Annotated in this window: 23 protein-coding genes and 2 pseudogenes; 9 read left to right on the forward strand and 16 right to left on the reverse strand. The window is 68.3% G+C overall.

The window, feature by feature from the left end:
- The first annotated feature begins 75 nt into the window (after nucleotides 1-75).
- Entirely contained in the window at nucleotides 76-642 is a 567-nt protein-coding gene (locus QRN56_RS20840) for a hypothetical protein (RefSeq protein WP_285106434.1), read from the forward strand.
- A 101-nt stretch (nucleotides 643-743) separates the two neighbouring features.
- Nucleotides 744-1736, forward strand: coding sequence for an NAD(P)H-quinone oxidoreductase (locus QRN56_RS20845; protein WP_285106436.1), 993 nt, complete (start codon nucleotides 744-746; stop codon nucleotides 1734-1736).
- A gap of 306 nt (nucleotides 1737-2042) precedes the next feature.
- Here the strand turns inward: QRN56_RS20845 and QRN56_RS20850 are convergent, their stop codons facing one another.
- Nucleotides 2043-3029, reverse strand: coding sequence for an SDR family NAD(P)-dependent oxidoreductase (locus QRN56_RS20850; protein ID WP_285106437.1), 987 nt, complete (start codon nucleotides 3027-3029; stop codon nucleotides 2043-2045).
- An 81-nt stretch (nucleotides 3030-3110) separates the two neighbouring features.
- Between QRN56_RS20850 and QRN56_RS20855 the strand changes: the two genes are divergently transcribed.
- Nucleotides 3111-3674 carry a TetR/AcrR family transcriptional regulator gene (locus tag QRN56_RS20855; protein WP_285106439.1) on the forward strand — a complete coding sequence of 188 codons (564 nt, stop codon included), beginning with the start codon at nucleotides 3111-3113 and terminating at the stop codon, nucleotides 3672-3674.
- Here QRN56_RS20855 and QRN56_RS20860 read toward each other — a convergent pair.
- Nucleotides 3634-4575 carry a DMT family transporter gene (locus tag QRN56_RS20860; RefSeq protein WP_285106441.1) on the reverse strand — a complete coding sequence of 314 codons (942 nt, stop codon included), beginning with the start codon at nucleotides 4573-4575 and terminating at the stop codon, nucleotides 3634-3636. The two genes, QRN56_RS20855 and QRN56_RS20860, sit on opposite strands and share 41 nt — an antisense overlap.
- 143 nt (nucleotides 4576-4718) lie before the next feature.
- Between QRN56_RS20860 and smpB the strand changes: the two are divergent.
- Nucleotides 4719-5194, forward strand: a pseudogene (gene smpB / locus QRN56_RS20865) (SsrA-binding protein SmpB).
- A 78-nt stretch (nucleotides 5195-5272) separates the two neighbouring features.
- On the opposite strand, the gene msrA reads toward smpB, so the two are convergent.
- Complete coding sequence (gene msrA / locus QRN56_RS20870; RefSeq protein WP_502928822.1) at nucleotides 5273-5800, reverse strand: peptide-methionine (S)-S-oxide reductase MsrA; 528 nt, start codon at nucleotides 5798-5800, stop codon at nucleotides 5273-5275.
- 180 nt (nucleotides 5801-5980) lie between these two features.
- On the opposite strand from msrA, the gene QRN56_RS20875 reads away from it, so the two are divergent.
- A complete protein-coding gene (locus tag QRN56_RS20875; protein ID WP_285106444.1) occupies nucleotides 5981-6433 on the forward strand; it encodes an Lrp/AsnC family transcriptional regulator in 453 nt (150 codons plus the stop codon).
- Between the two features lie 222 nt (nucleotides 6434-6655).
- On the opposite strand, the gene QRN56_RS20880 is transcribed toward QRN56_RS20875, so the two are convergent.
- The 4 genes and pseudogenes from QRN56_RS20880 to QRN56_RS20890 all read right to left on the reverse strand — a co-directional run bounded on the left by QRN56_RS20880 (nucleotide 6656) and on the right by QRN56_RS20890 (nucleotide 8612).
- On the reverse strand, nucleotides 6656-7183 hold the full coding sequence (locus QRN56_RS20880) for an alpha/beta hydrolase fold domain-containing protein (protein WP_350224594.1): 528 nt from the start codon (nucleotides 7181-7183) through the stop codon (nucleotides 6656-6658).
- Nucleotides 7143-7325, reverse strand: a pseudogene (locus QRN56_RS27670) (alpha/beta hydrolase fold domain-containing protein); the annotation flags it as partial. The pseudogene QRN56_RS27670 and the gene QRN56_RS20880, both read right to left, overlap by 41 nt.
- A 70-nt stretch (nucleotides 7326-7395) precedes the next feature.
- Nucleotides 7396-7602: a hypothetical protein gene (locus QRN56_RS20885; RefSeq protein WP_285106446.1), complete on the reverse strand. Its 207-nt coding sequence runs from the start codon at nucleotides 7600-7602 to the stop codon at nucleotides 7396-7398.
- Nucleotides 7603-8123: 521 nt separating this feature from the next.
- Complete coding sequence (locus tag QRN56_RS20890) at nucleotides 8124-8612, reverse strand: hypothetical protein (RefSeq protein WP_285106448.1); 489 nt, start codon at nucleotides 8610-8612, stop codon at nucleotides 8124-8126.
- 220 nt (nucleotides 8613-8832) lie between these two features.
- On the opposite strand from QRN56_RS20890, the gene QRN56_RS20895 reads away from it, so the two are divergent.
- The 4 genes from QRN56_RS20895 (at nucleotide 8833) to QRN56_RS20910 (ending at nucleotide 13052) form a co-directional block, all read left to right on the forward strand.
- Entirely contained in the window at nucleotides 8833-9255 is a 423-nt protein-coding gene (locus QRN56_RS20895) for a hypothetical protein (RefSeq protein WP_285106450.1), read from the forward strand.
- 343 nt (nucleotides 9256-9598) lie between these two features.
- Nucleotides 9599-10003 (forward strand): hypothetical protein, encoded by a 405-nt coding sequence (locus tag QRN56_RS20900; protein WP_285106452.1) that lies wholly within the window; start codon nucleotides 9599-9601, stop codon nucleotides 10001-10003.
- A 125-nt stretch (nucleotides 10004-10128) separates the two neighbouring features.
- Nucleotides 10129-10338, forward strand: coding sequence for a tyrosine-type recombinase/integrase (locus tag QRN56_RS20905; RefSeq protein ID WP_285106491.1), 210 nt, complete (start codon nucleotides 10129-10131; stop codon nucleotides 10336-10338).
- 362 nt (nucleotides 10339-10700) lie between these two features.
- Entirely contained in the window at nucleotides 10701-13052 is a 2352-nt protein-coding gene (locus tag QRN56_RS20910) for a carbohydrate-binding protein (RefSeq protein WP_285106453.1), read from the forward strand.
- Between the two features lie 77 nt (nucleotides 13053-13129).
- On the opposite strand, the gene QRN56_RS20915 is transcribed toward QRN56_RS20910, so the two are convergent.
- The 9 genes from QRN56_RS20915 to QRN56_RS20955 form a co-directional block, all read right to left on the reverse strand.
- The gene (locus QRN56_RS20915) at nucleotides 13130-13924 is read right to left on the reverse strand and encodes an SDR family NAD(P)-dependent oxidoreductase (RefSeq protein ID WP_285106455.1); all 795 of its coding nucleotides are present in this window, start codon (nucleotides 13922-13924) and stop codon (nucleotides 13130-13132) included.
- Nucleotides 13921-14772 carry a fumarylacetoacetate hydrolase family protein gene (locus QRN56_RS20920; RefSeq protein WP_285106457.1) on the reverse strand — a complete coding sequence of 284 codons (852 nt, stop codon included), beginning with the start codon at nucleotides 14770-14772 and terminating at the stop codon, nucleotides 13921-13923. Before QRN56_RS20920 ends, QRN56_RS20915 begins: the two co-directional genes overlap by 4 nt.
- Nucleotides 14773-14784: 12 nt before the next feature.
- A complete protein-coding gene (locus tag QRN56_RS20925) occupies nucleotides 14785-15711 on the reverse strand; it encodes an aldo/keto reductase (RefSeq protein ID WP_285106459.1) in 927 nt (308 codons plus the stop codon).
- A 34-nt stretch (nucleotides 15712-15745) separates the two neighbouring features.
- On the reverse strand, nucleotides 15746-16267 hold the full coding sequence (locus QRN56_RS20930) for an amidohydrolase family protein (RefSeq protein ID WP_350224595.1): 522 nt from the start codon (nucleotides 16265-16267) through the stop codon (nucleotides 15746-15748).
- Nucleotides 16268-16410: 143 nt separating this feature from the next.
- Nucleotides 16411-17202 carry an RraA family protein gene (locus QRN56_RS20935; protein ID WP_285106461.1) on the reverse strand — a complete coding sequence of 264 codons (792 nt, stop codon included), beginning with the start codon at nucleotides 17200-17202 and terminating at the stop codon, nucleotides 16411-16413.
- Nucleotides 17199-19130, reverse strand: a complete 1932-nt coding sequence (locus QRN56_RS20940; RefSeq protein ID WP_285106463.1) for a DUF8034 domain-containing protein — start codon at nucleotides 19128-19130, stop codon at nucleotides 17199-17201. The genes QRN56_RS20935 and QRN56_RS20940 overlap by 4 nt, the downstream gene beginning before the upstream one ends.
- Nucleotides 19127-19978: a carbohydrate ABC transporter permease gene (locus tag QRN56_RS20945; protein WP_285106464.1), complete on the reverse strand. Its 852-nt coding sequence runs from the start codon at nucleotides 19976-19978 to the stop codon at nucleotides 19127-19129. The genes QRN56_RS20940 and QRN56_RS20945 overlap by 4 nt, the downstream gene beginning before the upstream one ends.
- Entirely contained in the window at nucleotides 19975-20910 is a 936-nt protein-coding gene (locus tag QRN56_RS20950) for a carbohydrate ABC transporter permease (RefSeq protein ID WP_285106465.1), read from the reverse strand. Before QRN56_RS20950 ends, QRN56_RS20945 begins: the two co-directional genes overlap by 4 nt.
- Before the next feature lie 4 nt (nucleotides 20911-20914).
- Nucleotides 20915-22156, reverse strand: coding sequence for an ABC transporter substrate-binding protein (locus tag QRN56_RS20955; protein ID WP_285106466.1), 1242 nt, complete (start codon nucleotides 22154-22156; stop codon nucleotides 20915-20917).
- Nucleotides 22157-22196 lie beyond the last annotated feature (40 nt).

The following is a 22196-nucleotide window of genomic DNA, read 5'->3' on the forward strand; positions in this document are numbered from 1 at the left end:
GGTCTCACACCCGATGACGTGGCCTCGGTCACGCATCCGCGCCGGAGATCCGGCACAACTGGAAGGAAGAGTCCGATGAGTGTTGTTGTCCGCGAAGACCTCGTGCTGTCCCACGCCGTGGTCACCGCTGATGTGACCGCCCCGTTCGACCACGTCGACATCGAGCAGTGGCTGAAGACCCTGCCGACCCACGAGTACCAGCGTTGTGCGCCCGGCGACCACAAGGCCGCCGGCTACACGGTGGACGACGACGGCACCCCGATGTCGATCAACGTCGAGATGATCGGCACCGGGCTGGTCATCCAGCAGTACCGCTACGAGGTGGCGGGACCGCACTACTGCAAGATGGTGTCGCTGTCCGACGTGTACTCGGCGGCTGGCTGGACCACGACGCAGGTCATCTGGGAGCTCAGGATCGAGCAGCTCGAGGGCGACCAGCTCCGGTACGTGAACACCGTCACGTCGCACCCGACCGAGGACTTCCTGAAGTTCATCATCGAGAACGGTCAGACGTTCGAGGACGCTGCCGCTGCTCGTCAGCACGCTTCCGGTGAGCACTGCCTGCTCGAGACCCCGCACTATGCGCAGAGCATCGCGAACTTCGCGAAGGCGCGCGCTGCCGAAGCCCCGAGCGAGGCCTGAGCCACGCCGCGAGAACCCCTGACGAGCACCAGGTAGCCAGGTGACCGGAGGGGAGCCACAAGCCCCTCCGGTCACCGACGCCTGTGGAAGGAAGCGCATAGATGTCCTCAGCCATACGGTTCGATCGCCCCGGAGGCCCGGACGTTCTGCGCATGGTGCAGGTGGAACAACCAGAACCCGGGCCGGCCGAGGTACGGATCGAGGTCGCGGCAGCGGGCGTGAACAACGCCGACCTCCTCGAACGCCGAGGCCAGTTCCAGGTACCCCCTGGTGCTCCTCCCGGACTCGGCCTCGAGTGCGCGGGGACCATCACGGCCGTCGGGCGCGACGTGACCACCTGGCAGCCGGGTGATCAGGTCTGCGCACTGGTCGCGGGAGGCGCCTACGCGGAAGAGGTGATCGCACCCGCCGCGCAGGTGATGCCGGTCCCCCGAGGCCTCACCCTGATCGAAGCAGCAGCACTGCCCGAGGCCGCCTGCACCGTCTACTCCAACCTCGCCATGACCGTCGGCCTCACCGCCGGTCAGACGGTCCTGATCCACGGAGCCGGCGGCGGTGTCGGATCGTTCGCGATCCAATGGGCGACGGCGATCGGCGCTCGCGTCATCACCACAGCAGGGAGCACAGAAAAGACCCGGGCTGCGATCGCGCTCGGGGCCGTCGAGGCGGTCAACTACCGCACCGACGACTTCGTCACCGCGGCGCTCGACGCGACGGGAGGCGAAGGAGTCGACGCCATCCTCGACATCGTCGGCGCGACCTACCTGCGGCGCAACGTGGAGTGCCTCGCGCCGGACGGGCACCTGGTCGTCATCTCCGGGTCCGGACCGGTCGCCTTCGATCTCTGGGAGCTCATGGCGCGACGCGCCAGCATCTCAGCGACGCTCCTGCGAGGCCGCCCCGCGCACCAGAAGGCCGCCATCGTCGCCGGTGTGACCCGCGATGTCATCCCGCTCGTCGAAGCCGGTGCCATCCGCGCCGTCGTCGACACCGTCTTCCCGATGGAACAGGCCAACCGCGCCCACGAGCTGCTCGAGTCCGGACGGACGGTCGGCAAGGTCATCCTCGAGCCCAGCGGCCACCGGCCGCGATGAGGAGCCCGTGCCGGGAAGGGTGCCGTGTCCGCCGTCGGCTTGTCCTAGCCACCGGCCGAGCCAGCGGGAGCGGCGAGTCTCCGGATGGAAGTGTGTTCGCCACTGCACGAGGTGGGCACCCGGCGCGGATCCAGGGTACTGGCGAGCTGCGGCCTTCGCCCTCCCCCACGCTGAAACGCGAGACCATGGCCGGCGCGCCCGCGTCCGACGGCGCCGGGAACGACCTGACGACCGGCGAGGGGCGGCGGACCGGCCCGAGCCGGACTCACCACCGGCGATGAACGCGCGCGCCCTCCGGTCAGGCGGTCAATCGCCCGCTCTGGTCAGCTCGATGGACAGGTCCCAGAGGCGACGGGCGTTGTGGGCGTCGAGCGCGTACTCGGCGACGCCACGACGGACCCCTGGCGTGAATGGTTCCGCCTCTTGGCAGTCCTCGAAGTACCTACCGGTGACCCCTTCGACGACCGGCGAGGCAGCCAGCAGGACAGAGGTTGCGGCGCCTTGCTCGACGGTCTTCTCGGACACACCGGTCGAGCCCTTCGGATCAAAGCTCTGCGGGGGCGTGTCGATGTGGCGGCCGAGGTTGGTGCCCCAGATCCGGCCAGGGTTCAACGCGTTCACGGTGATCCCGTCCTCGGCCCACCGCTTGGCGGCCTCGATGGCGAAGAGGATGTTCGCGGTCTTGGACTGCGCATAGGCGAGCCACGGATCGTACGGGCCGGTGGTGAAGTCGTAGTCGTCGAAGCGGACCGGGCCGTTGACGTGCCCGACCGAGCTGAGGACGACCACACGGGCGCCGCCGCCGGCGGCCAGCGCCCCGTGCAGTCCGACGGCGAGTGCGAAGTGGCCGAGGTGGTTGGTGGCGAACTGAAGCTCGTGGCCGTCGACCGTGCGCTGCTCGGGGGTGGCCATCACGCCGGCGTTGTTCACAAGGATGTGCAGAGGTCCGCTCCAACCGGCGACGAACTCGCGTACCGAGTCGAGGTCGGCGAGATCGAGTCGTGCAGCGTGCACCGGAGTTCCGGTGCCGGTCTGGATCTCCTGCGCGGCACGGGTGGCCGCATCGAGGTTGCGCGCGGCGATGGTGACCTCGGCGCCTGCCGAGGAGAGGGCCCGGGCGGTCTCGTACCCGAGGCCCCCGGCCGCACCGGTGACGAGGGCACGCTTGCCGGTCAGGTCGACGCCGGCGATGACCTCGGCGGCGGTGGATGTGGCGCCGTATGGCGTCGTGATGCGCTCTGACATGGTGTTCTGTTCTTCCTGCGGCGGAGAGTGTGCCGAACCGTGTGGCACTCGCGATATGCTGAAGCGGAGCCGCGTCCGCTTATGCATCTGTCGTAAGCGGAGCCGCGTCCGGATGCAAGGGAGGAACCGATGGCTCGCACACTTCGCGCCGATGCCCAGGCCAACTACGAGCGCATTCTGGAGGTCGCCGCCCGCAGCTTTGCGCGCGACGGGGCGGACACGTCGCTCAAGGCGATCGCCGCCGAGGCCGGCGTCGGCATCGGCACCCTGTACCGCCGTTTTCCCACTCGTGACGATCTGATCGAGGCCACGTACCGGCAGGAGACCGACCGCTTGCAGACCTCCGCGGGCGCTCTTCTCGCACAGCTTCAGCCGGTGCCGGCGCTGCGGGCGTGGATGGAGCAGTTCGTGGATTACATGCTCACCAAGCGGGGCATGGCCGACGCGCTGCCGGCGATCCTCGCGTCGCAGGAGGGGCTGCGTGCGCACAGCCGCGACGCCCTCGGCCGCGCCGTCGCCGAGCTCCTGAACGCGGGGGTCAGCGCCGGCGTGATTCGGGCTGATGCAGACGCCAGCGACACGCTCATGGGTTTGGGAGGGATCACATTGATCAGCGGGCATGAGCACCAGCGCGAGCTCGCCTCCCGGCTCATCACCCTTCTGATCGATGGGCTCGTCGCGACCCGTCTCTAGCGGGCGCCGCAGTCGGCCTCTTCTTGCGCAGGACGAGGGCGGCGCCGACAAGGATCAGGGCGCTGCTGAGAGCCTGCAGCAGGGTGATGCTCTCGCCAAGGACGAGGAAGCCGGCCAGCACCGCGATGATCGGGGATGCGTAGGTGGTCAACGACGCGATGGTCGGACCGGAACGTCTGATGAGCGCGAAGAACGTGGTGAACCCGGCCGCACTGCACGCCGATCCGAGCACCAGCAGGGCGACCCACGTCGTCGGCGTGGGCACGGTAACGGGCTCCGCGACGAGGGCGAGAGCCACCAGGATCGGTGCAGCGATGAGGATCATCGCCGCGGTAGTCGTGAGCGAGTCGGCATCGGCGAAGAGGCGGGAGATCAGGACGGCGCCGACGGCGTAGCTGAGGGCGGCGCCGACGATCAGCAGCGCAGACGGGCCTGTGAGTTCAATGCCGAGGAGGACGCCCACGCCCGTGATTCCGATCACCAGTCCCAACCAGCCCGTGAGAGCCAGGCCGTGGTCGCGCACGAGGATCAGAGTGATCACGGCGACGAAGATCGGCTCGAGGGCGATCAGGACCCCGGCCGTCCCGGATGGCACGTCTTCCTGGCCGAATGTGATCAGGCTGACCGGCAGCACGACCTCGACGATCGCGACGAGAAGCAATGCCCTCCACCGTGTGATGAGGAGGCGCCAGCGTCCGCCTCGAAGCAGCACGGGCCCCAGGACGAGGCCGGCGATGATCGTGCGGCCCGCCGCGATCCAGAGCGGGCCGATCTCCCGCAGCGCGATGTCGTTGAACAGGTAGGGAATCCCCCACAGCACCGACACCACGACGAAGAGCAGCCAGCCGGGGGGCTTCGATCGCCGGTCGGAGCGGGCAAGGCTGCGAGTGTTCAGGACCATGCTGCGACGATAACGACGCCACCCCCCGTCGTGAACACACTATGACAAGTGCAAGAGCACTCAGACTTAACAATGTGCATGTACTGGCGGCATCGACGCTACTAATGTTGCGTGGGAACTGCGACAACAGATAGGAGTTGGTTGTGCCGGGAGAACGAGGGCGGAAGGTCGTGGCGACCAACCGGCGCGCACGGCACGACTACCTGATCGAGTCCACCTATGAGGCAGGGCTGGTGCTGACCGGCACGGAGGTGAAGTCGCTGCGGCAGGGCCGGATCTCGCTGTCGAACGCGCACGGATTCATCAGCGCAGCAGAGGCCTGGCTGGATGCGGTGCACATTCCCGAGTACACCGAGGGCGCATGGAGCAACCACTCCCCACGCCGACCGCGGAAGCTGCTCCTGCACAAGAAGCAGATCCTGAAGATCGATGCTCAGATCAGCCGGCGCGGGTACGCCCTGATCCCGCTCTCGGTCTACTTCAGTGACGGGCGGGCGAAGGTGGAGCTCGCCGTCGCGAAGGGCCGGCGAGAGTTCGACAGCGGCAGGCCGATCGGGAGCGCGAAGACGCCCGTGAAGCGCAACGGGCTCTGACGGCTCACCGCCGCGCCGCACGCTGATCCACGCCGTGATTCCGAGCGTTGACACAGGAAGCCTGCCAGTGACCGTAGCCGCTGGCAGGCTTCCTCGTTCTGCGGTCAGGCGGCCGCAGCGTCCGGCCTCTCCGGCAAGGTCCACTCGGGTCGCACGTACTGGCACTGATATCCGCCGGGGTAACGCTGCAGATAGTCCTGCTGCTCGTCCTCGGCCGGCCAGAACCGGGTGGCCGCCGTGACCTCTGTGGTCACCTTGCCCGGCCACCTGCCCGACGCATCGACCTCACTGATCGTGTCCTCGGCGATCCGACGCTGCTCCTCGCTGGTGTAGAAGATGCCCGAGCGCACGTTCACGCCGACATCCCCGCCCTGGCGGTTGCGCGTCGACGGGTCGTGCACCCGGAAGAAGAACTCCAGCAGCTCCCGGAAGCTCGTCACCACCGGATCGAACACGACCTCTACCGACTCCGCGTGCGTTCCGATGTCGTACCCGATCGGGTTCTCGATGTCACCACCGATGTATCCGACGGTGGTCGAGAGGACACCCGGCTGCCGACGCAGCAGCTCCTGCAGCCCCCAGTAGCAGCCACCAGCAAGAATCGCTGTCTCTGTCTTCACTTCTCTCTCCATTCCTTCCTCCGTCTCGGCACCACTCCAGCGCGCTCAACGATCGAGCCGGCAAGCCAGGCAGTGCACCAGGTCGGCCGTAGACACGACGATAGGACGCGCGGCGCGCCGGGCAAAGACAGGATGGAAAGTGTTGGGCGCGAGATACTTTACATTGTGCCTCTCTGACCCTAGGGTGCGGGCATGATTGAACTGGATGACATCGACTGGCAGATCCTCACCGCGCTGCAGCAGGACGCGCGCATCGGGTACCGCGAGCTCGGCCGCCAGGTCGGTCTGACGCCCCCGGCGGTCGCGAACCGGGTCCGCAGGCTGGAGGGAAGCGGCGTGATCCTCGGTTACAGCGCCCGCGTCGACCCGGCCTCGGTCGGGTATGGGGTGGAGGGGTTCGTCCACATCGCCAGTGCGGGACGGAAGCAGTCCTACACGATCGCCGCGCAGGCAACCGCTGAACCGCGCGTGCTCGAGGACCATCGCGTCGCCGGCCAGAGCGACCACATCCTCCGCGTCGTCGCGGAAAGTCTCAGCGACCTCGAGCCCTTCATCGACAGGCTCAACGACAACGGACGCCCGATGACCTCGCTGGTGTTCTCCTCACCCAAACGGTGGAGCCCTGTCCCCCGCCCCAGCCACTGATCGGCGTGGGTGTCGACGGCGTCGACCCCGCCACATTCTTCGAGACCGACAGGTCGTGAAGTGGTTACTTGACATCTCCACCTCACGACCGGCGCCTTCGTCTCCGCCGACCGCCCCGCGCGGCGTCAGAAATGAGGACAGTCTCCCCGGACGTCGCACCTCGCTCGCCGTTGGTGCCCGGCATGGGAGGGGAAACCTGCCGCCAGGGGCGCGGTGACCCGGTCAGCTCAGGTGGTGCACAAGCTCTGCCGCGGCGTGACGGAAGGATGCCTGGACCGACGGGACACCTTGGATCGGGTTCAGGAGCATCCAGTCATGGATCAAACCGATGTACTCGATGCTGACGACCTCGACTCCTGCCTCGCCGAGCTTGCGGCCGTATGCGATGCCTTCGTCTCGCAACGGGTCGTTCTCCGCGGTCAGGATCACGGTTGCAGGCAGGCCTGTCAGCTCGGCGACGCTCGCCTTCAGCGGTGCCGCATAGATGTCGTTCCGCGTTTCGTCGGTGGGTGTGTACGTGTCCCAGCCGAACTTCATGAAGTCCCGAGCGAGGAACCGCCCCTCTGCATAGTCCTGGTACGACTGGCTCTCGACGTCGGAGTCCAGCGCCGGGAACAGCAGCAGCTGCACGCTGACCGCCGGTGCTTCCGCTCCTGGGTGGTCCTTCGCGTACAGGGTCAGGGCAGCAGTGAGGTCGCCGCCGACGCTGTTACCGGCGACGGCGATCTTCGACGCGTCCAGTCCCGGCAGCGCCGTTCCGTCCGATCCACTGCAGTGCGGCGAAGCTCTGCCGCAGCTGGGTGGGGTAGATCGCCTCGGGGATCGGGGTGTACTCGACGAACACCACCGCGAAGCCGGTCGCGATGACGAGGTCTCGGGTCAGGCCTTGATGATTGTCGAAGTCACGGCGTCAGGGATCGGGTTGTGTGGTGCCATGATGGGTATCCTTTTCGGTACGGCGGTCAGCGCCGGCGGCGCAAGTGCTTGTCGGCGAGCGCGGGTATGACTGCGTCGAAGTTGTCGGCAGGGTTGATGTCGCTGCCGGGTTCGGCGATCTCGTCGATGCGATCCAGGATGGGAGCGTCCAGGACGACGTCGGCGCTGGTGAGCAGATCGTTCAGCTGCTCGGGCGTGCGCGGGCCGATCAGGACGGCACGACCACCTGTCACGCTTCGCTCACCAGGCCCGACCGGGAGGACCCATCCATCACGGTCGACCACAGCGAGCGGCCGTTACTCGCCGACGCCGGTCCTGTGCAGCGACGATACCGACGGGTCCCCGACAGGAGACCCCGGAGCGCGGACCGGCCGAAACCTGTGGATAACACGGGGACAAATCTGTGGATACTGGCCGTCAGAGTGCGTTCCGCGCCTTGGTTATTAACGACTCCGGATGATGCGGCGCTGTGGAAATTCCTACCAGCCCCAGCCGCCGGACTGCTCGGGTTCCCGGTCGGCGGCGTCGCGTCGCGCTCGTTCGTCAGCGTTGGAGCGGATCTGGGCGGCGCGGGCTCGTGCGTCGGCCAGGACCACCAGGACGCGGTCCAGGGGCCGCGGCCCAGGACGGCCGAGCTGTCGGGTTCCCAGTTCGTCGTTGGTCGTGATGGCTTCCAGGGCTCGAGCGGCGGCAGCGTATGCGTCACCGCGCTCCCCTTCCGACACTCGCTGTCCGAGTGGGGCTACTAGGTCGGTCACCTGGTAGCGGTCGCAGTACGCCACCACCTGCCGCATCGCCGCCTGCCAGTCCCCGCGTGCGGGGCCGTCCGGGGGCGGCGGGCGACGGTCTCCATCCACGGCTGCGGGTTGGTCACCGCATCGTCGATCAGGGCGTCCAGACGGGTGGCGATCAGGTCGGCGTGCCGGGTGAGCCAGGCATGTACGAGCGGATCGATCGGCGATCGGTCCCCCCGGACCGGTGCTGAGTCGGTCTGAGCCGTGCGATCGGCGCTGGTGTCGGCGTCGGACTGGGCTTGGTCGGTGGTGAGGTCGGCCAGGTATTCGGTCATGATCTTGCGCACCGAGGTGACGTCCAGGTGCTCACGCTTCTCGGCGGCTCGTGTGTGGCCGATGGTCTGGGCGACGTGCTCGATCTGAGGCCACCACTGGGTCAGCTCGACCCGCGGGTAGAGGTGGTCGACCAGGGCGCGCAGCATCGGGATCTGTCGGTCGAAGTGGTCCAAGTTCCGGATGATTTTCTTTACTGGCTCAAGGCGCGCCTCCGGCGCGCTGGGCCGTCCGACCGGCGGGGCCCCGCGATGGGGCCCCGCGCTGCGGGCGCTTCGCGCCCTCCGCGCACCCCACCGCACCCCGACGGCCTACCGGCCCAATCCGCTAGCCTCCCGCTATGGCAGAAACCGCAGGCTGTGGGAGCGAGCCAGTGACCGGCGCCGGATGGTCCCGATGACGTTCCGCTACCCCACCGAGAGCCCGGAGGAAAGCGCGGCCTATTGGAGGCGCCTGCGGCCCCAAGGCACGTTTGTAATCGCGGTCGCTTTCGTCCTGGTCTTCGCGGTCGGAGGCCTGCCGTGGTCGTGGGTTGTGGTCTTGACCGCAGTCTCAGCGGTCTCGGGGATCCCGGCGTTCAGTGCCTGGATCACTGACCGGCGCTGGGCACGCCGTCTAGCTGCTATCGGGGGCAACGCGCGGCCCCGATTGATCACACTGGGCTTCGCCTTCGGAGCCACGATCGTGCTGCAAGGAGTCCTCGGCATGACACTCGGCACCTGGCCTGCGACAGCCCTCGCACCGGTGGCCTTCGCTATCGAGTTCCTCATCGCACGGGAACGTCTCCGCAAGCGGGCAGCGGATAACGGCAAGCGGTAGGGCACGAGCCTCCGGCGGGCACCCGGGAATCAAGAGGATCGAGGGAGCCGCGGGGTCCCTGTTCCTCCGGGGGTCAAGGGGTCGCAGGTTCAAATCCTGTCAGCCCGACAGATCAGGCCCGGGATTCCAACGAATCCCGGGCCTGAAGGGTCTCTGAGACTTGAACCACTCTCCACTTTGAGCGCTCTGGTGCAGGTGGGCTCTCCCCCCGCACCCAGGTTGGTTCGGCTTCCGTCGCCTCCTGTCGGGTTGGTCAGTTCGCAAGCTTCGGACAGGTCCACTCCCCTGCCCTGGAGGCCTCAGCGACTCACCGTGCCCACAGCCATCCGGGCGGTGAGGTCTGATGGGTAGGTCGCGGATTTCGATCGGGACGTTCGGCAGCATCAACACCACCCAGAACAGCCCGCGGTCCTGGACCGCGAGAGCGAGGTTCCGGGACCCGGACGGGGTCCTTCGGCCGGTCGAAGCCAGCGGCACCACAGCTGTGGTTGCGGAACAAGAGTTGAAGGTCAGGCTCGCTCACCGCATCCGGATCGTCGCCAGTGTCAGTGACCTGCACCCGCACAGCCCGTTCCCCGAACTGGTGAGGGTCTGGCTCGAAGACCTCGACCTGGACCCCGACCAGGGCACCAAAGACCTCTACGAACGCGACATACGCACGCTCGTCCTTCCGGTGTTCGAGCACTTCGTGCTGCGCGAGATCACGATCAGCAAGGTCGACCCGCTTCTACGCACCCTCGCGGCATAGTCCTACTCCCGCGCGAAGCACGCCAAGGTCGGCCTGAACCTCGCCCTGGGGATGGCGCACCGCTACGAGGCGATCGAGAAGAACCCCGTGACCGGCCCCTGACGACCAACAACATCCGACGACGCCTGCGCGACGTCCTCGCCGCCGCGGGCATCACCGGGGTAACCCCGCACTCCTTCCGGCGGAACGTGGCGACCACGATCGAACGTGCTGCCGGCGCTGACGTCGCTGCACAGCTCCTCGGCCACACCTCGACCGAGATCACGGTCAAGCACTACATCGAACCCAACACGAGCATCGATGCTCGCACCGCCACCATCCTCGAAACGAGCTAGGACAAGGAGCGCCTTACTACATCAGGTTCGCGACGAGACTCGCGGCAATCCACCAGACAAGCGACCAGGCTTGCCGCGTGCAGGTCCAAGATCCTGCCCCGGAACCGTCCCGTTCCGCGCAGCTGGACCTGCGGTGAGCCTTCGCCCTGGCACCACCCCAGCAGCGTCTCCAGTTCGACGGCCCGCCGGTGGAACGGGACGACCCGACGCCGACGCCTCACCGTCAAGGTCCGACGCGAGATTGACGGAACCGGGATCGCGCCCCTGATCGTCCGGAGAACCGAACCCACACAGACGTTGACAGAGTGCCATGCCTGACGCTTCAATCAAGGCACTTAATCGACTATCGATTGGAATCGACGATGATTCGAAGAGCAGGCACGATCGCGATCGCGGGCCTGACCACCACGATCCTGCTCGTCGCCGCAGCCCTGCCCGTGACGTCCGTGGCGGCGCCCGAGGTGGGCAGACGACTGCATGTCCGGATGAGTGGCGACGACGCCAACCCCGGCACGTCGCACCGGCCGCTCCGAACCATCCAGGAGTGCGCCGACGTGGCGGCTCCAGGTGACACCTGCGTGATCGGCAGCGGTGTCTACCGCGAGACGGTGACACCGCGCCGCAACGGCACGCAGGAGAACCCGATCACCTTCCAGGCAGCCCCCGGCGCCACCGTCGTCGTCGACGGGACGGACGTCGTCGAGGGATGGACGCCCGTCACGACCACTGAGCTCGACGAGCTCGCGGCGGCGGATCCCACGCTCACCGGCTCCGAGTTCGCCGGCTCTGTCAGCGACGGCGTCGTCTATCGCGCGGAGGTCGCCCTCTCCACCGATCTTCCCGGCCACCAGGTCTTCCTCGGCGGCACGATGGCACCCGAAGCAGCCTGGCCACATGCCGGCGACGACCCGGCACACGCCGCTCGCGCCCGCGCGGACTGGGGCACTCAGACCGTGCTCGGAGACGACGGTCTCTCCCAGCCCGAGGGCTACTGGGTCGGCGCGCGGCTGACGTCGCACAACTGGTTCGTCAGCGAGACCGGACGGGTGACGGCGTCGTCACCAGGATCCGTCACGGTCGACGGGCTGCCCTCCTGCGTAGGCCTCAGCCCGAACCGCGTGAACCTGTACGCACTGTCGGACAAGCTCGCGCTCCTTGGCCGCGACCGCGAGTGGTACTACGACGAGGAGTCGGGGACGTTGTACGTTCGCGTGCCGGGCGGCGACCCCACCGACGTGCTCATCGAGGCGAAACAGCGCGAGCTCGGGTTCGACCTGTCCGGCCGCTCGTACGTGAACATCGTCGGACTCGGCCTCAAGGGCACCACCATCCGTACGTCCGACACGACGCACCATGTGACCCTCGACGGGCTCACCGCTCGGTACGTCTCCGAGTACGCCGACCTCGAGATCGATCCGAACAAGGTGACGCCTCCAGACCCGTGCGATGTCCTGACGGCCGGCGAGACGACGAGCGGCATCGAGCTGCACGGACACGACAACACACTGCGCAACAGCACTGTCGCGTACAGCGCGGGCAACGGCGTGGTCGTGACGGGCGAGCGCAACAGAGTCCTGGACAACCTCATCACCGACACCGACTACATGGGCAGCTACGCGGCCGGGATCAACCTTCTCGGCAGCGCGCAGACGATCACGCACAACACCATCATCGGGACCGGTCGCAGCAGCATCAATATCGACAACAAGGTCGCCGGCACCAACGCGTCCGGGCACCACATCGCGTACAACGACATGGGCGACTACGGCCGGCGGGTAAACGACGTCGGCGCGGTCTACGTGTGCTGCAAGGTCGATCTCGGCGACACCCTCGTGGACCACAACACCATGCACGACGCAGCGCCCACAGCGGCGGACGGGCCGGCGCCGGGTGTGTACCTCGACCTCGAGTCGTACAACGGCGTGGTCGCGAACAACGTGACGTGGAACCGCACCACCTACGGCGTCGTGCTGATCAACCCGAACGGCGGGCACGCATCGGGCACGAAGGTCATCAACAACACCAGCGGCACCGATCGCAAGGCGATGAGCCTCTTCGGGGGTACGTACGCCGACATCGAGGTCACGAACAACCTCGGCGACGTCGACAGCGCTGCCGGCGCCACGCTCACCGGCAACCTCCCGAACACCGGGGCCGCGTTCACCAGCCCGGCCGGACGCGACTTCACCGTGGGCCCGACGTCGACGGCCCGCAACGCCGCCGTCGCGCGCCCGCCGTACACGGACGGCTCGACGGACGCCGTGCCCACCGTCGGCGCCTACCAGTACGGCGCCCCCAGGTGGCGCGCGGGAGCGACGCTGCGCGGTGCGACCGTCGAGGCGGAGTCGTTCGCGGCGAGCTCGGGCGTCAGCACGCGCGCCGGCGCGAGCGGGATGGTCTTCGGGAGCTTCGACGGTGGCGACTGGGTCTCGTACGAGGACGTCGACTTCGGTGACGGCCGCGACATGATTCGGCTCGGCATCGCCACAGATGATCCGTACGGCGGGCAGCCGATCGAGGTCCGCATCAACTCCGCCACTGGTCCGGTGATCGGCACGCTACGAGTCAGCTCGACCGGCGGGTTCGACAACTTCTCCGCCCAGTACGCACCGATCGTGCCGACGGCCGGACTGCACGACGTGTTCCTTCGTGCCACCGGCACGGGGCCCGGGGTCGGCGACGTCGACACGGTCGCCTTCGTCACCTCCGACTAGCACGGCCGACCGATATGGACGTGGGGCCGGACGCGTCGCGTCCGGCCCCACGTCCATATCGGCGTATCGGCGCGTGATCAGCCGTGCGGCCGGGCACGCAGGCTCGTGACGCCACCATCGACGTCGAGCACGGCTCCGGTCGTGGACGCGTTGCGCGGCGATGCGAGGTGCACGACGGCGTAGGCGATCTCCTCGGGTGTGACCAGCCGGCCGATGGGCTGGCGGGCACGGAGCGCGGCACGCTCCTGTGCGGGTTCTGCCGCGTGCGTGAGGAGCCGATCGATCCAGGGCGTGTCCGCGGTGCCCGGGCAGACGGCGTTCACCCGGATCCCGTCGGGCAGATGGTCGGTCGCCATCGCGAGCGTGAGGGAGAGCACCGCTCCCTTGCTCGCGGAGTACAGGGCACGCCCAGGAATGCCGTTGCGGGCCGCGATGGACGAGATGTTCACGATCGCGGCGTGCGCCGACTCCCGGAGGAACGGCAGGACGGCAGAAGTGACCCGCGCGATGCCGGTGACGTTGACGCTGAGCACGCGTGCCCACTCGACGTCGTCGTTGTCGGCGATCGTGCCGACGGCGCCGATACCGGCGTTGTTGACGAGAATGTCGATCCCGCCCATCTCGGTCGCCGCGGTGACGATCGCGGCCTGCACCGCCGCCCGGTCAGCGAGGTCGGCGGCGTACCCGCGGACACCGGCGGGCAGGCCGGTCGGGGCCAGGTCGAGGACGGCGACCCGCGCACCGCGGGCGAGAAGCTCACCGACAGTCGCCAGACCGATGCCGGACGCACCGCCGGTCACGACGGCCACGAGCCCCGCGAGCTCGGACCCGTCGGTAGAGGAACTGTGCGGCAGGAACGATGCGCCGCTCATGCGGGCACAGCCGTCTGTCGCGCGTGGCCGAGGCCGGTGATCTCCAGGTCGACGACGTCACCGGCCTTCAGATAGGGCTGGTCCGGCCTGCCGAGGGCGACGCCGGCAGGCGTCCCCGTGTTGATGACATCTCCCGGGTACAGAACCATGTACTGACTCAGATGCACGAGGATGTCGGCGACCGGGAAGATCATGTCGGCGGTCGTCCCGTCCTGACGCGGCTCGCCGTTCACCCACAGCCGCAGGCGCAGGTCTTGTGGGTCCGCCACCTCGTCGGCGGTCACCAGGTAGGGCCCGAGGGGGTTGAACGTCTCGCAGCTCTTGCCCTTGTCCCACTGCCCGCCCCGTTCGAGCTGGAACTCCCTCTCGGACACGTCGTGCGAGATCGAGTAGCCCGCGACCGCGGCCAACGCTTCCTCGCGCGTCTCCCCGTAACGGATGGTCGACCCCACGACGATCGCGAGCTCGACCTCCCAGTCGGTCTTGACCGACGCCCGTGGGATCTTTACCGCATCGAAGGGGCCCACCACGGTCATGGGGTCCTTCATGAACACGACCGGCTCCACAGGGATCGCGGCGCCGCTCTCGGCCGCGTGGTCGCGATAGTTGAGCCCGATGCAGACGACCTTGTTCGGTCGCGCGACGGGCGCGCCGACCCGCAGGCCTGTTGCTCCGTCGAGAACGGGCAGCACGCCGCGCTCGAGGGCGTCGCGGGTGCGGCCGATCCCGTCCCCTGCGAGGAACGCGCCGTCGAGATCTTGCGTCAGCGGCCGCAGATCCCTGATCACATCGTTGTCGTACACGACCGGGACCTCGCGCCCCACTGCTCCCAGACGACCGAATCTCATGTCTTCCCTTTCTCAGGATCGGCGGGGGGCGGCGCTCGGGCCACCACCCGATGACAACAGCACGTCGGACCGCAGCGCCTCGGCATCACCGGCCGCTCGAAGCAGCTCGACGTTGCGCGCGACCTGCGCGGCGGAGTCCGCGCCGAGCACCACCGACGCCACCGGCGGCGCGGGCAGGCGCCCGAACGCGACCGCAGCCTCGGGGAGCGTGAACCCCTGGGATGCGGCGATCTGCGCGAGCTCGCGCGCGCGTCCGAGAACCTCCGCGGGCGGCGCGGCGTACTCGAAGTGCGATCGCGCGTCCGGGACATCCGTCGCGAGCAGTCCGCTGTTGAACACGCCGGCGCTCAAGATCGCGACGCCACGCTCCGCACACTCGGGCACGAGCTCGTCGAGCGCGCTGTGGTCGAGAAGCGTGAGCCGGCCCGCGACCATCACGGCGTCGACGTCGCACTCGCGAACGAACCGCAGGAGAGTGGGGACGTCACTGGTACCCACACCGATCGCACCGACGTCCCCGGCCGCGCGCAGGCGTTCCAACGCCGGGACGGCGTGCCCGATCGCCTCGTCGGCATGCTCATCAGGGTCGTGGACCAGTGCGATGTCGACGTGCCCCAGGTCGAGGCGCCGGAGCGACGCGACGATCGAGCGGACGACTCCCTCTCCACCGAAGTCCCACACGCGTCGTGCGGCCGGACCGGAGCCGGAGACAAGGCGCCCAACCTTCGTGCTGACCGTGTAGGCGTCACGCGGTCGCCCTCGAAGCGCGCGTCCGAGCCTGTGCTCGGACAGCCCGAGACCGTAGTGGGGCGCGGTGTCGAAGTAGCGGATGCCGTGATCCCACGCGGTCGCGACGATCGCATCCGCCTCAACAGGCTCCAGCGGCACGTAGAGGTCGCCGAGCTGGGCAGTGCCGAGACCCATCTCGGTGACGGGCACACGACCGGGCCCTACCGGAACGGTCTTCATCAGCTCACCCCCGATGTCTTGTCAGTCCGTATGCGTCCAGTGCGGTCCCCTCGAAGAGGGCGAACCGCTCCGCGGCAGTCCAATCCCGCACCGCCGCGGCGATCCGCGGCCAGGGCCGCGACGTCTGCTCACCGATGAGCGAGACGGGCCAGTCGGTGCCGGCCATCAGCCGTGCGGCCCCGAGCTCGGCACGAGCGATCTGCACCAGCACGTCGATGTCGTCGGCCTGCACGGCCGCACCCGAGACCTTCGCGAACGCGCCGGGGTGCCCGGCCAGGACGGCCAGGCGACAGCGCCATCGCGCCCGGTCACCCGCCGGCTCCGGGCCACCGAGGTGGTCGACGACGACCGTGAGTCCGGGTACCGCCCCGCACAACCGCGCGACGAGCTCGAGCCCGGCTTCGGCCACGAGCACCTCCAGCACCAGACCGGCTTCGTACAGCGCGGCCAGCGACGCGCGCAACGCGTCCGAGACGGGGGCGGAGGCCCTGGCATCCCCGACGACGAGCCGGATACCCCGGAGCAGCGCCGTCGAGCCCGTCGCGCCGCAGCATCGTGGCGGCGTCGTCGAGTGTGAACGCCTGCCTGATGGGGCGCGTCCGGGCCTCGTTCAGCCACTCGCGGTCGAGCAGCTCCGCGCCCCACACGTGGAGGTGTGCGTCGATCACGTCAGGCGAGCGGGGGTCGTCCGCCGTCACGCCATGCCTCGTACTCGGCCCGGCTGTTCGACGTGAGCGGGTAGTAGTCCGACAGACGGGCGCCCTGCTCCAGACGCATCCTGCTGAACTCCTCCCAGTTCTCGTGGTCCTCCGCCGACTGCACCAGCTCGAGCGCCTTGCCGGACGGCACGATCACCGCACCGTCGTCATCGGCCACGACCACGTCGCCCGGCAGGCACAGCACACCACCGGCGGCGACCGGCACGTCGTACGCCCACGGGAACAGGTCCGTCTGCGACGCGTAGTGCGGCGTGGTCCCCGTGCACCAGATCGGCACGCCGAGGTCACGCACGCGCGCCGCGTCGCGGATGCGTCCGTCGACCACGATGCCCGCCCCACCTCGCCGCTTGAAGTAGCGCACGAGCATGTCACCGAAACATCCGGTGAACGAGCTGCCGTAGGCCTGGACGACGAGCACGTCGCCCTCCTGCACCGTCTCGAGGACTGCCCAGAGCGCGGTGTCCCGCTCGATGTACTCCTGGTTCGTGCCACTTGCGATGTCCTCGCGCTGTGGCATGAACTGCAACGTGAGCGCGGAGCCGACCACGCGGCTCCCCCGTTCGAGCGGCGTCGGCCCCTGCACCGCCGTGCGGCCGATGCCCATACCGTTGAGCTTCGCGCAGGCAGTGGCAGCGCTCACCGCGTCCATCCGACGCAGGAGGTCAGGGGTGGCGCGCTCGAACGAGTCGCCCCGGACGGGCAGCGGCCAGACGGACGACGGGGATTCGAGAGTGGTGTTCATGCGTTCTCCTTGATCGAACCGGCAAAGCTCTGGTGGTGGGCGCCGTACGCACGCCGTGTGATCGCGAGGTCGAGGCTGATGCGGGTGCGAGGCGGCATGACGACGACGAGACGGGCGCTTCCGACGGCCACCCGCTCGCTGCGCGACGGTGCGTGCGGGATGGCGTAGTCGCGAGGGTCACCGGGATAGCCCGGCACGGCGACGGCGTAGGTGGCGGCGTCGATGCGGTCTTCGCCGAACGCGCCGGACGTCAGGATGACCGTCTGTTCGTCGGGGCCGAGGTTCACGAGCTCGACCGCGACCTGGGCAGACGTGGCCGCACGGACGAGCGCGGCCACGTCGGCGGGAAGACCCGGCCTGCCACGGCGACCGTCAGCGACCAGGATGCGGGCGTGACTCAGCCCACCGTAGTAGAGGGCTGGCGGCGCGCCGGTGACAAGCTGGGTGAGGATCTCGGTGACGACCGGGTTGAGCCGCTGCCAGAAATGGATGTCACCGTCCTCTGGCTCATCCGGCGCCTCGTCGATGAGTCCGAGCCGCCGGAGCACCTGCCCCAGGGCGAGCTCCAGCGCCGCCTCCGGATAACCGGGGTTGCGGCCGGCGAGGAACTCGATCCACGGCGCCTCATGACCCTGTTCCTCCTTGTCATGGAACCAGCGCACGGCGTTCCAGTCACTGCCCGAGGCAGCCCGGATGCGTTCGAGTCGCGCAGAATCCTCCGCCGAGTGCGAGATCCAGTCGAGCCACAGCACCGGTTCGAGCGGCATCGGGTGGTAGTCGAACCATCCGTCCGGGCCGTACCGGTACGGAACCAGTAGCTCGGTGGTCTCCTCGTCGGCCTCCAGGCGGTCCGCCCAGCCCGGCCCGAGGCTCCCCCGTGACGCGATGCGGTCCTGCACGGCACCACGCGCGAGCACCGCGTCAAGGAGCCCCCGGACGAAGTCGAGCCGGTCGAGCTCTCCGGTGAGAGCAACTGAGTTCAGAGCCGCGACGATCGCCGCCGACGCGATGGAATGCAACCCGTGCGGCCACGTCCATCCGTAGTGGCCCCCGTACCAGGCGCCGCCGTGGAGGCCCCCGACCGTGCCGTCGGGGGCGACGTTGTCGGGCAGCACGCCGTCGTTGGCCGCGGCCCGTTCCCGCCACGCGTCGATGTACTCGAGCGCCCAGTCGGCGTAGCGCGCCTCCTGTGCGTAGAGCCAGGCGTTCGTGGCCAGGGTCGTCGCCGCGAGGTTGACCGCGGTGTCGCCGCGCCCCATTCGCTCCTGCATCGCCCGTCCCATGCGAGCGGCGGCGCCGGGCGCGCGCAGGTCGTCCCACTCGCGCAGGTCCGGCAGATCCCGTAGCGGCAGGCCATAGATCTCCATGCCGGCCTGGTCGGCGCGGTACTCCTCCCAGTCCTCGCCCACGCCCCAGCGCGGTCCGCCCGAGCCGGTATGTGGTGCCACGATCGTGCGTGTGGACGCGTCATAGTTCCCCGTCGACGAGCCGGGCAGGTAGAAGTCGGCGAACCGCCGCGCGCGGGCGCGGAACGCCGCGTCGTCAGGATCCGCGGCGCAGATACCGAGGAACAGCGGTAGTGACTCGCCCTGGTGAAACCAGTCGTAACCCACCTCGTACTCGTCGCGCACGAACCCGAGCTCGGTAAGCTGCCGGGTCACGCCCTCCCAGTGGTGCTTGGCCGCGCCGAGCAGATCGTCCGCCCCGCCCAGCCGGTAGAGGGCAGGCCAGTTGAAGAACGGCTCGTAGAAGTCGTCGACACCGTCCCTGCCGTACATGCGGCCCGCGTACCGCAGTCGGCCGTCCGGTTCGCAGAAGCGCTCGGCGAAGCGACGCCAGGCCTGGTCGAGAACTGCGAGCAGCTCGCGCTCGAGCAGGGCCCACCGCGGCACCTCGCGGAGCGGCACGGCCGCTGTGATGCGCATCATCCCTTCACCGCCCCGGACGTCAGGCCGCCGATGATCCGCTTCTGCAGCAGCACGTAGAACACGATGACCGGCACGACGGCGAGCAGCATGTTCGAGTACACGAGCGCGTAGTCGGTGGAGTACTTGCTGACCGCGGCGAAGACGCCCGTCGTCACCGTGTAGAGCCCCGAACCTGGTCCGAGGATGATCCGCGGGTTGACGAAGTCGGACCACACGCCGACAGCGTTGAGCACCACGGCGGTGGCGACGGCGGGACGCATGAGCGGGAAGATCACGCGCCAGAACGTGCCCAGCCGGGATGCCCCGTCGATGCGGGCCGCTTCGTCGAGCTCGCGCGGGATGCTCTGCACGTATGCGGAGAACAGGAACAGCGTCGTCGGAATGGTGAGCGCTGTCTGGAACAGGACCAGTCCGGGCACCGTGCCCATCAGACCCACGGTCTTCAGCACGTAGATCACCGGGATGACGATGGTCTGGCTGGGGATGAAGAGCCCTGCGAGCATCACGAGCAGCACGAAGCGGTGCCCCCGACCGGCACCGCGTGCGATCGCGTATGCCGCCGGGCCCGTCGCGAGGATCGACAGGACGTTGACCACGATCACGAGCAGAGCGGTGGTCCCGTACGCCGCCAGCACGTTGAAGTCGGTCGACGTCGCGGCCGCGGCCACGTTGTCGACGGTGAACCCGTCGGCGGGCAGCCCGAACGGCGACTCGAGGATGTCCCTCTCCGTCTTGAACGCGTTCGCGACCAGGAGGTAGAGGGGCGCGGCCATGAGCACGACAAGAAGGAGGAGGCCGGTGACCCGGCCTATCCGGCCGACGCTCCCGCCCTGGCGGGTGATCATCATGCCGCCACCGCCTCTTCGCTGCGCCGCCGTAGCTGAGTGAGCACGACGGTGACGACGATGATGACAAGCATCAGGACCACCGACTGTGCCGCACCGTAGCCGAGCTGCGACCTGCTGAAGGAGGTCGTCAGAATGTTGAAGACGGCGGTCTGCGTCGTGCCGGCAGGCCCGCCCGCGGTGAGGGCCAGCACGATCTCGTAGACGCGCAGAAGTCCGATCGCGGCCAGCACCACGTTGAGTGTCACCGTCGGCGCGAGCACCGGGAGCTTGACGCGCCAGAACGACACCCAGGGCCCTGCGCCGTCGATCTTCGCTGCCTCGAGCAACGACGCGTCGAGCGTCTGCAGACCGGCAAGGTAGAGGATGACGTTCACGCCGAAGCTCGCCCAGATGATGACCAGGGGTGTCGTGACCATCGCCCAGACAGGATCCGCGAGAAACGGCATGCGCTCCGCGCCCGAGGCGGTGAGCACCGAGTTCACCGCGCCGTTGGTGCCAAGGATCGACGCCCAGAGGAAGCCGAGGATGATCGGTCCGACGACGTACGGAGCGAACACGAGGACCCGCATGACGGTGTTCACCCACGTGTTGCGGTTGAGCATCAGCGCGATCCCGAGGCCGAGCGCGTTGCACACCAACGTCCCGACCACCGCGATCACGGTGGTGTAGGCAGCGGCGCGCACCACCTCGGGGTCCTGGACCAGAAGCTCGTAGTTGCGCATCCCCACCAAGGACGGCGGGATCGTGAAACCGTCCCAGTCGGTGAAGCTGAGGTAGACGGCGATCCCGATCGGGATGAGCACGAAGAGTGCGACGAGCACGAGGGCCGGACCGATCATGACGGTGTCCGTCAGGAACGCACCGGTCGCGCGCCTGCGCCGCCGGACGACGGCCGGAACCGCCGGGGGCATCACCCCGCCGGTTCCGGTCACACTGCTATCGAGCAGCATTCGTACCCCACCACGAGTCGAGGGCGGCGGTCGCGTCCGCAGGCGTCGTCCCGACGTACAGCGACTGGATCTGCTTGTTCAGCTCGTCGCCGAACCCGGGTGGGACGCCGGGTCCGGAGGTTCCGATCACCACGCCGGGAGCGGCGTCAAGGATCGCGCCGACCTCCTTGTTGAGCGGAGTTCCGTCGTAGGAGTAGCCCTGCCGGTAGTTGCCCTCGGACGCGAGCGATGCCGTCACCGCGGCCTCGTCGGTGACGAGGTACTCGACCAGGTCGAGCGCGAGATCCTGGTTGTCGGAGTCCTGCAGGATCGAGTACGGCTGGGCCGGCCCGCCCATCTGGGCTGCGGGCTCACCGGTCAAGGACGGCATCGGGAAGACGCCGACCTCGAAGTCGCTCACGGCCTCGTCGATCGACGGCACCACCCAGTTGCCCATGACGTACGTCGCTGCCGCGCCTGAGGTGAATCCGTCGATGGAGTCCTGGTACTTCAGACCGAGCGCGTCCGGGTCCACCAGACCGTCCGAGATCCAGGTCGAGTACTCACCGAGGTAGTCGGCGTACGCACTGTCGGTGAACGTCGTCCTGCCGTCAGTGACCCCTCCGTAGAAGTCCCCGGAACCGAGGAGGTCCGGGTTCGCCATCATGGCGAACTGCGCCCCGGTCACCCACTCGCCGGCCGTCTGCAGCGGGAGGTAGTCGGCCGCCTTGAGCGCGCGGAGCGCTTCGGTGAACTCTTCGACGCTCGCAGGTGGCTCGTCGATACCAGCCGCGGCGAAGGCATCCTTGTTGTAGAAGACAAGTGACTGGATCTGGGCGCCTGTGGCGACCTGCCAGATCTTGCCGTCCAGCTCGTTCTCCTCGGCCAGAGGCGTGTCGAGCACCCACTCGTCCTCGGGGTAGGACAGCATCTGCGGCGCGACCACCGGGTCGAGATTGCTCGCGACGATGTCCGGGACGTCACCCGAGGCCAGCTCCTGCTGCAGGGTCGCCTGGACGTTCTCGGCGCTTGGCACCTCGATGGTGACCGTGACGCCGGGGTGCTTGTCCACCCACGGCTGGACGAGCTCCTCGTAGTACTCCTTGGTGAGCACCGGCGTGATGTTCGCCAGGATGCGGAGCTCGGTCTCGCCGCCCCCCTCACCGCTCGTCGAGCAGCCGACCAGCAGAGCGGCACCCACAGCCGATGTGGCGAGGAGTGCGGCACCTCTTCGAGTGCTGTGTTGCATGAATCCTCCTTGATTACGCAATCGCCTATCGATAGGCGAT

Origin of the sequence: Promicromonospora sp. MEB111 (genome assembly GCF_030209445.1) — a bacterium.
Lineage (GTDB): Bacteria > Actinomycetota > Actinomycetes > Actinomycetales > Cellulomonadaceae > Promicromonospora.

Excerpts from the sequence above, each read along its gene's own strand:
- QRN56_RS20840 (WP_285106434.1), top strand. The coding sequence starts at position 76 with ATGAGTGTTGTTGTCCGCGAAGACCTCGTGCTGTCCCACGCCGTGGTC.
- QRN56_RS20845 (WP_285106436.1), top strand. The coding sequence starts at position 744 with ATGTCCTCAGCCATACGGTTCGATCGCCCCGGAGGCCCGGACGTTCTG.
- QRN56_RS20855 (WP_285106439.1), top strand. The coding sequence starts at position 3,111 with ATGGCTCGCACACTTCGCGCCGATGCCCAGGCCAACTACGAGCGCATT.
- QRN56_RS20860 (WP_285106441.1), bottom strand. The coding sequence starts at position 4,575 with ATGGTCCTGAACACTCGCAGCCTTGCCCGCTCCGACCGGCGATCGAAG.
- msrA (WP_502928822.1), bottom strand. The coding sequence starts at position 5,800 with ATGGAGAGAGAAGTGAAGACAGAGACAGCGATTCTTGCTGGTGGCTGC.
- QRN56_RS20875 (WP_285106444.1), top strand. The coding sequence starts at position 5,981 with ATGATTGAACTGGATGACATCGACTGGCAGATCCTCACCGCGCTGCAG.
- QRN56_RS20895 (WP_285106450.1), top strand. The coding sequence starts at position 8,833 with ATGACGTTCCGCTACCCCACCGAGAGCCCGGAGGAAAGCGCGGCCTAT.
- QRN56_RS20900 (WP_285106452.1), top strand. The coding sequence starts at position 9,599 with ATGGGTAGGTCGCGGATTTCGATCGGGACGTTCGGCAGCATCAACACC.
- QRN56_RS20910 (WP_285106453.1), top strand. The coding sequence starts at position 10,701 with ATGATTCGAAGAGCAGGCACGATCGCGATCGCGGGCCTGACCACCACG.
- QRN56_RS20915 (WP_285106455.1), bottom strand. The coding sequence starts at position 13,924 with ATGAGCGGCGCATCGTTCCTGCCGCACAGTTCCTCTACCGACGGGTCC.
- QRN56_RS20920 (WP_285106457.1), bottom strand. The coding sequence starts at position 14,772 with ATGAGATTCGGTCGTCTGGGAGCAGTGGGGCGCGAGGTCCCGGTCGTG.
- QRN56_RS20935 (WP_285106461.1), bottom strand. The coding sequence starts at position 17,202 with ATGAACACCACTCTCGAATCCCCGTCGTCCGTCTGGCCGCTGCCCGTC.
- QRN56_RS20940 (WP_285106463.1), bottom strand. The coding sequence starts at position 19,130 with ATGATGCGCATCACAGCGGCCGTGCCGCTCCGCGAGGTGCCGCGGTGG.
- QRN56_RS20945 (WP_285106464.1), bottom strand. The coding sequence starts at position 19,978 with ATGATGATCACCCGCCAGGGCGGGAGCGTCGGCCGGATAGGCCGGGTC.
- QRN56_RS20955 (WP_285106466.1), bottom strand. The coding sequence starts at position 22,156 with ATGCAACACAGCACTCGAAGAGGTGCCGCACTCCTCGCCACATCGGCT.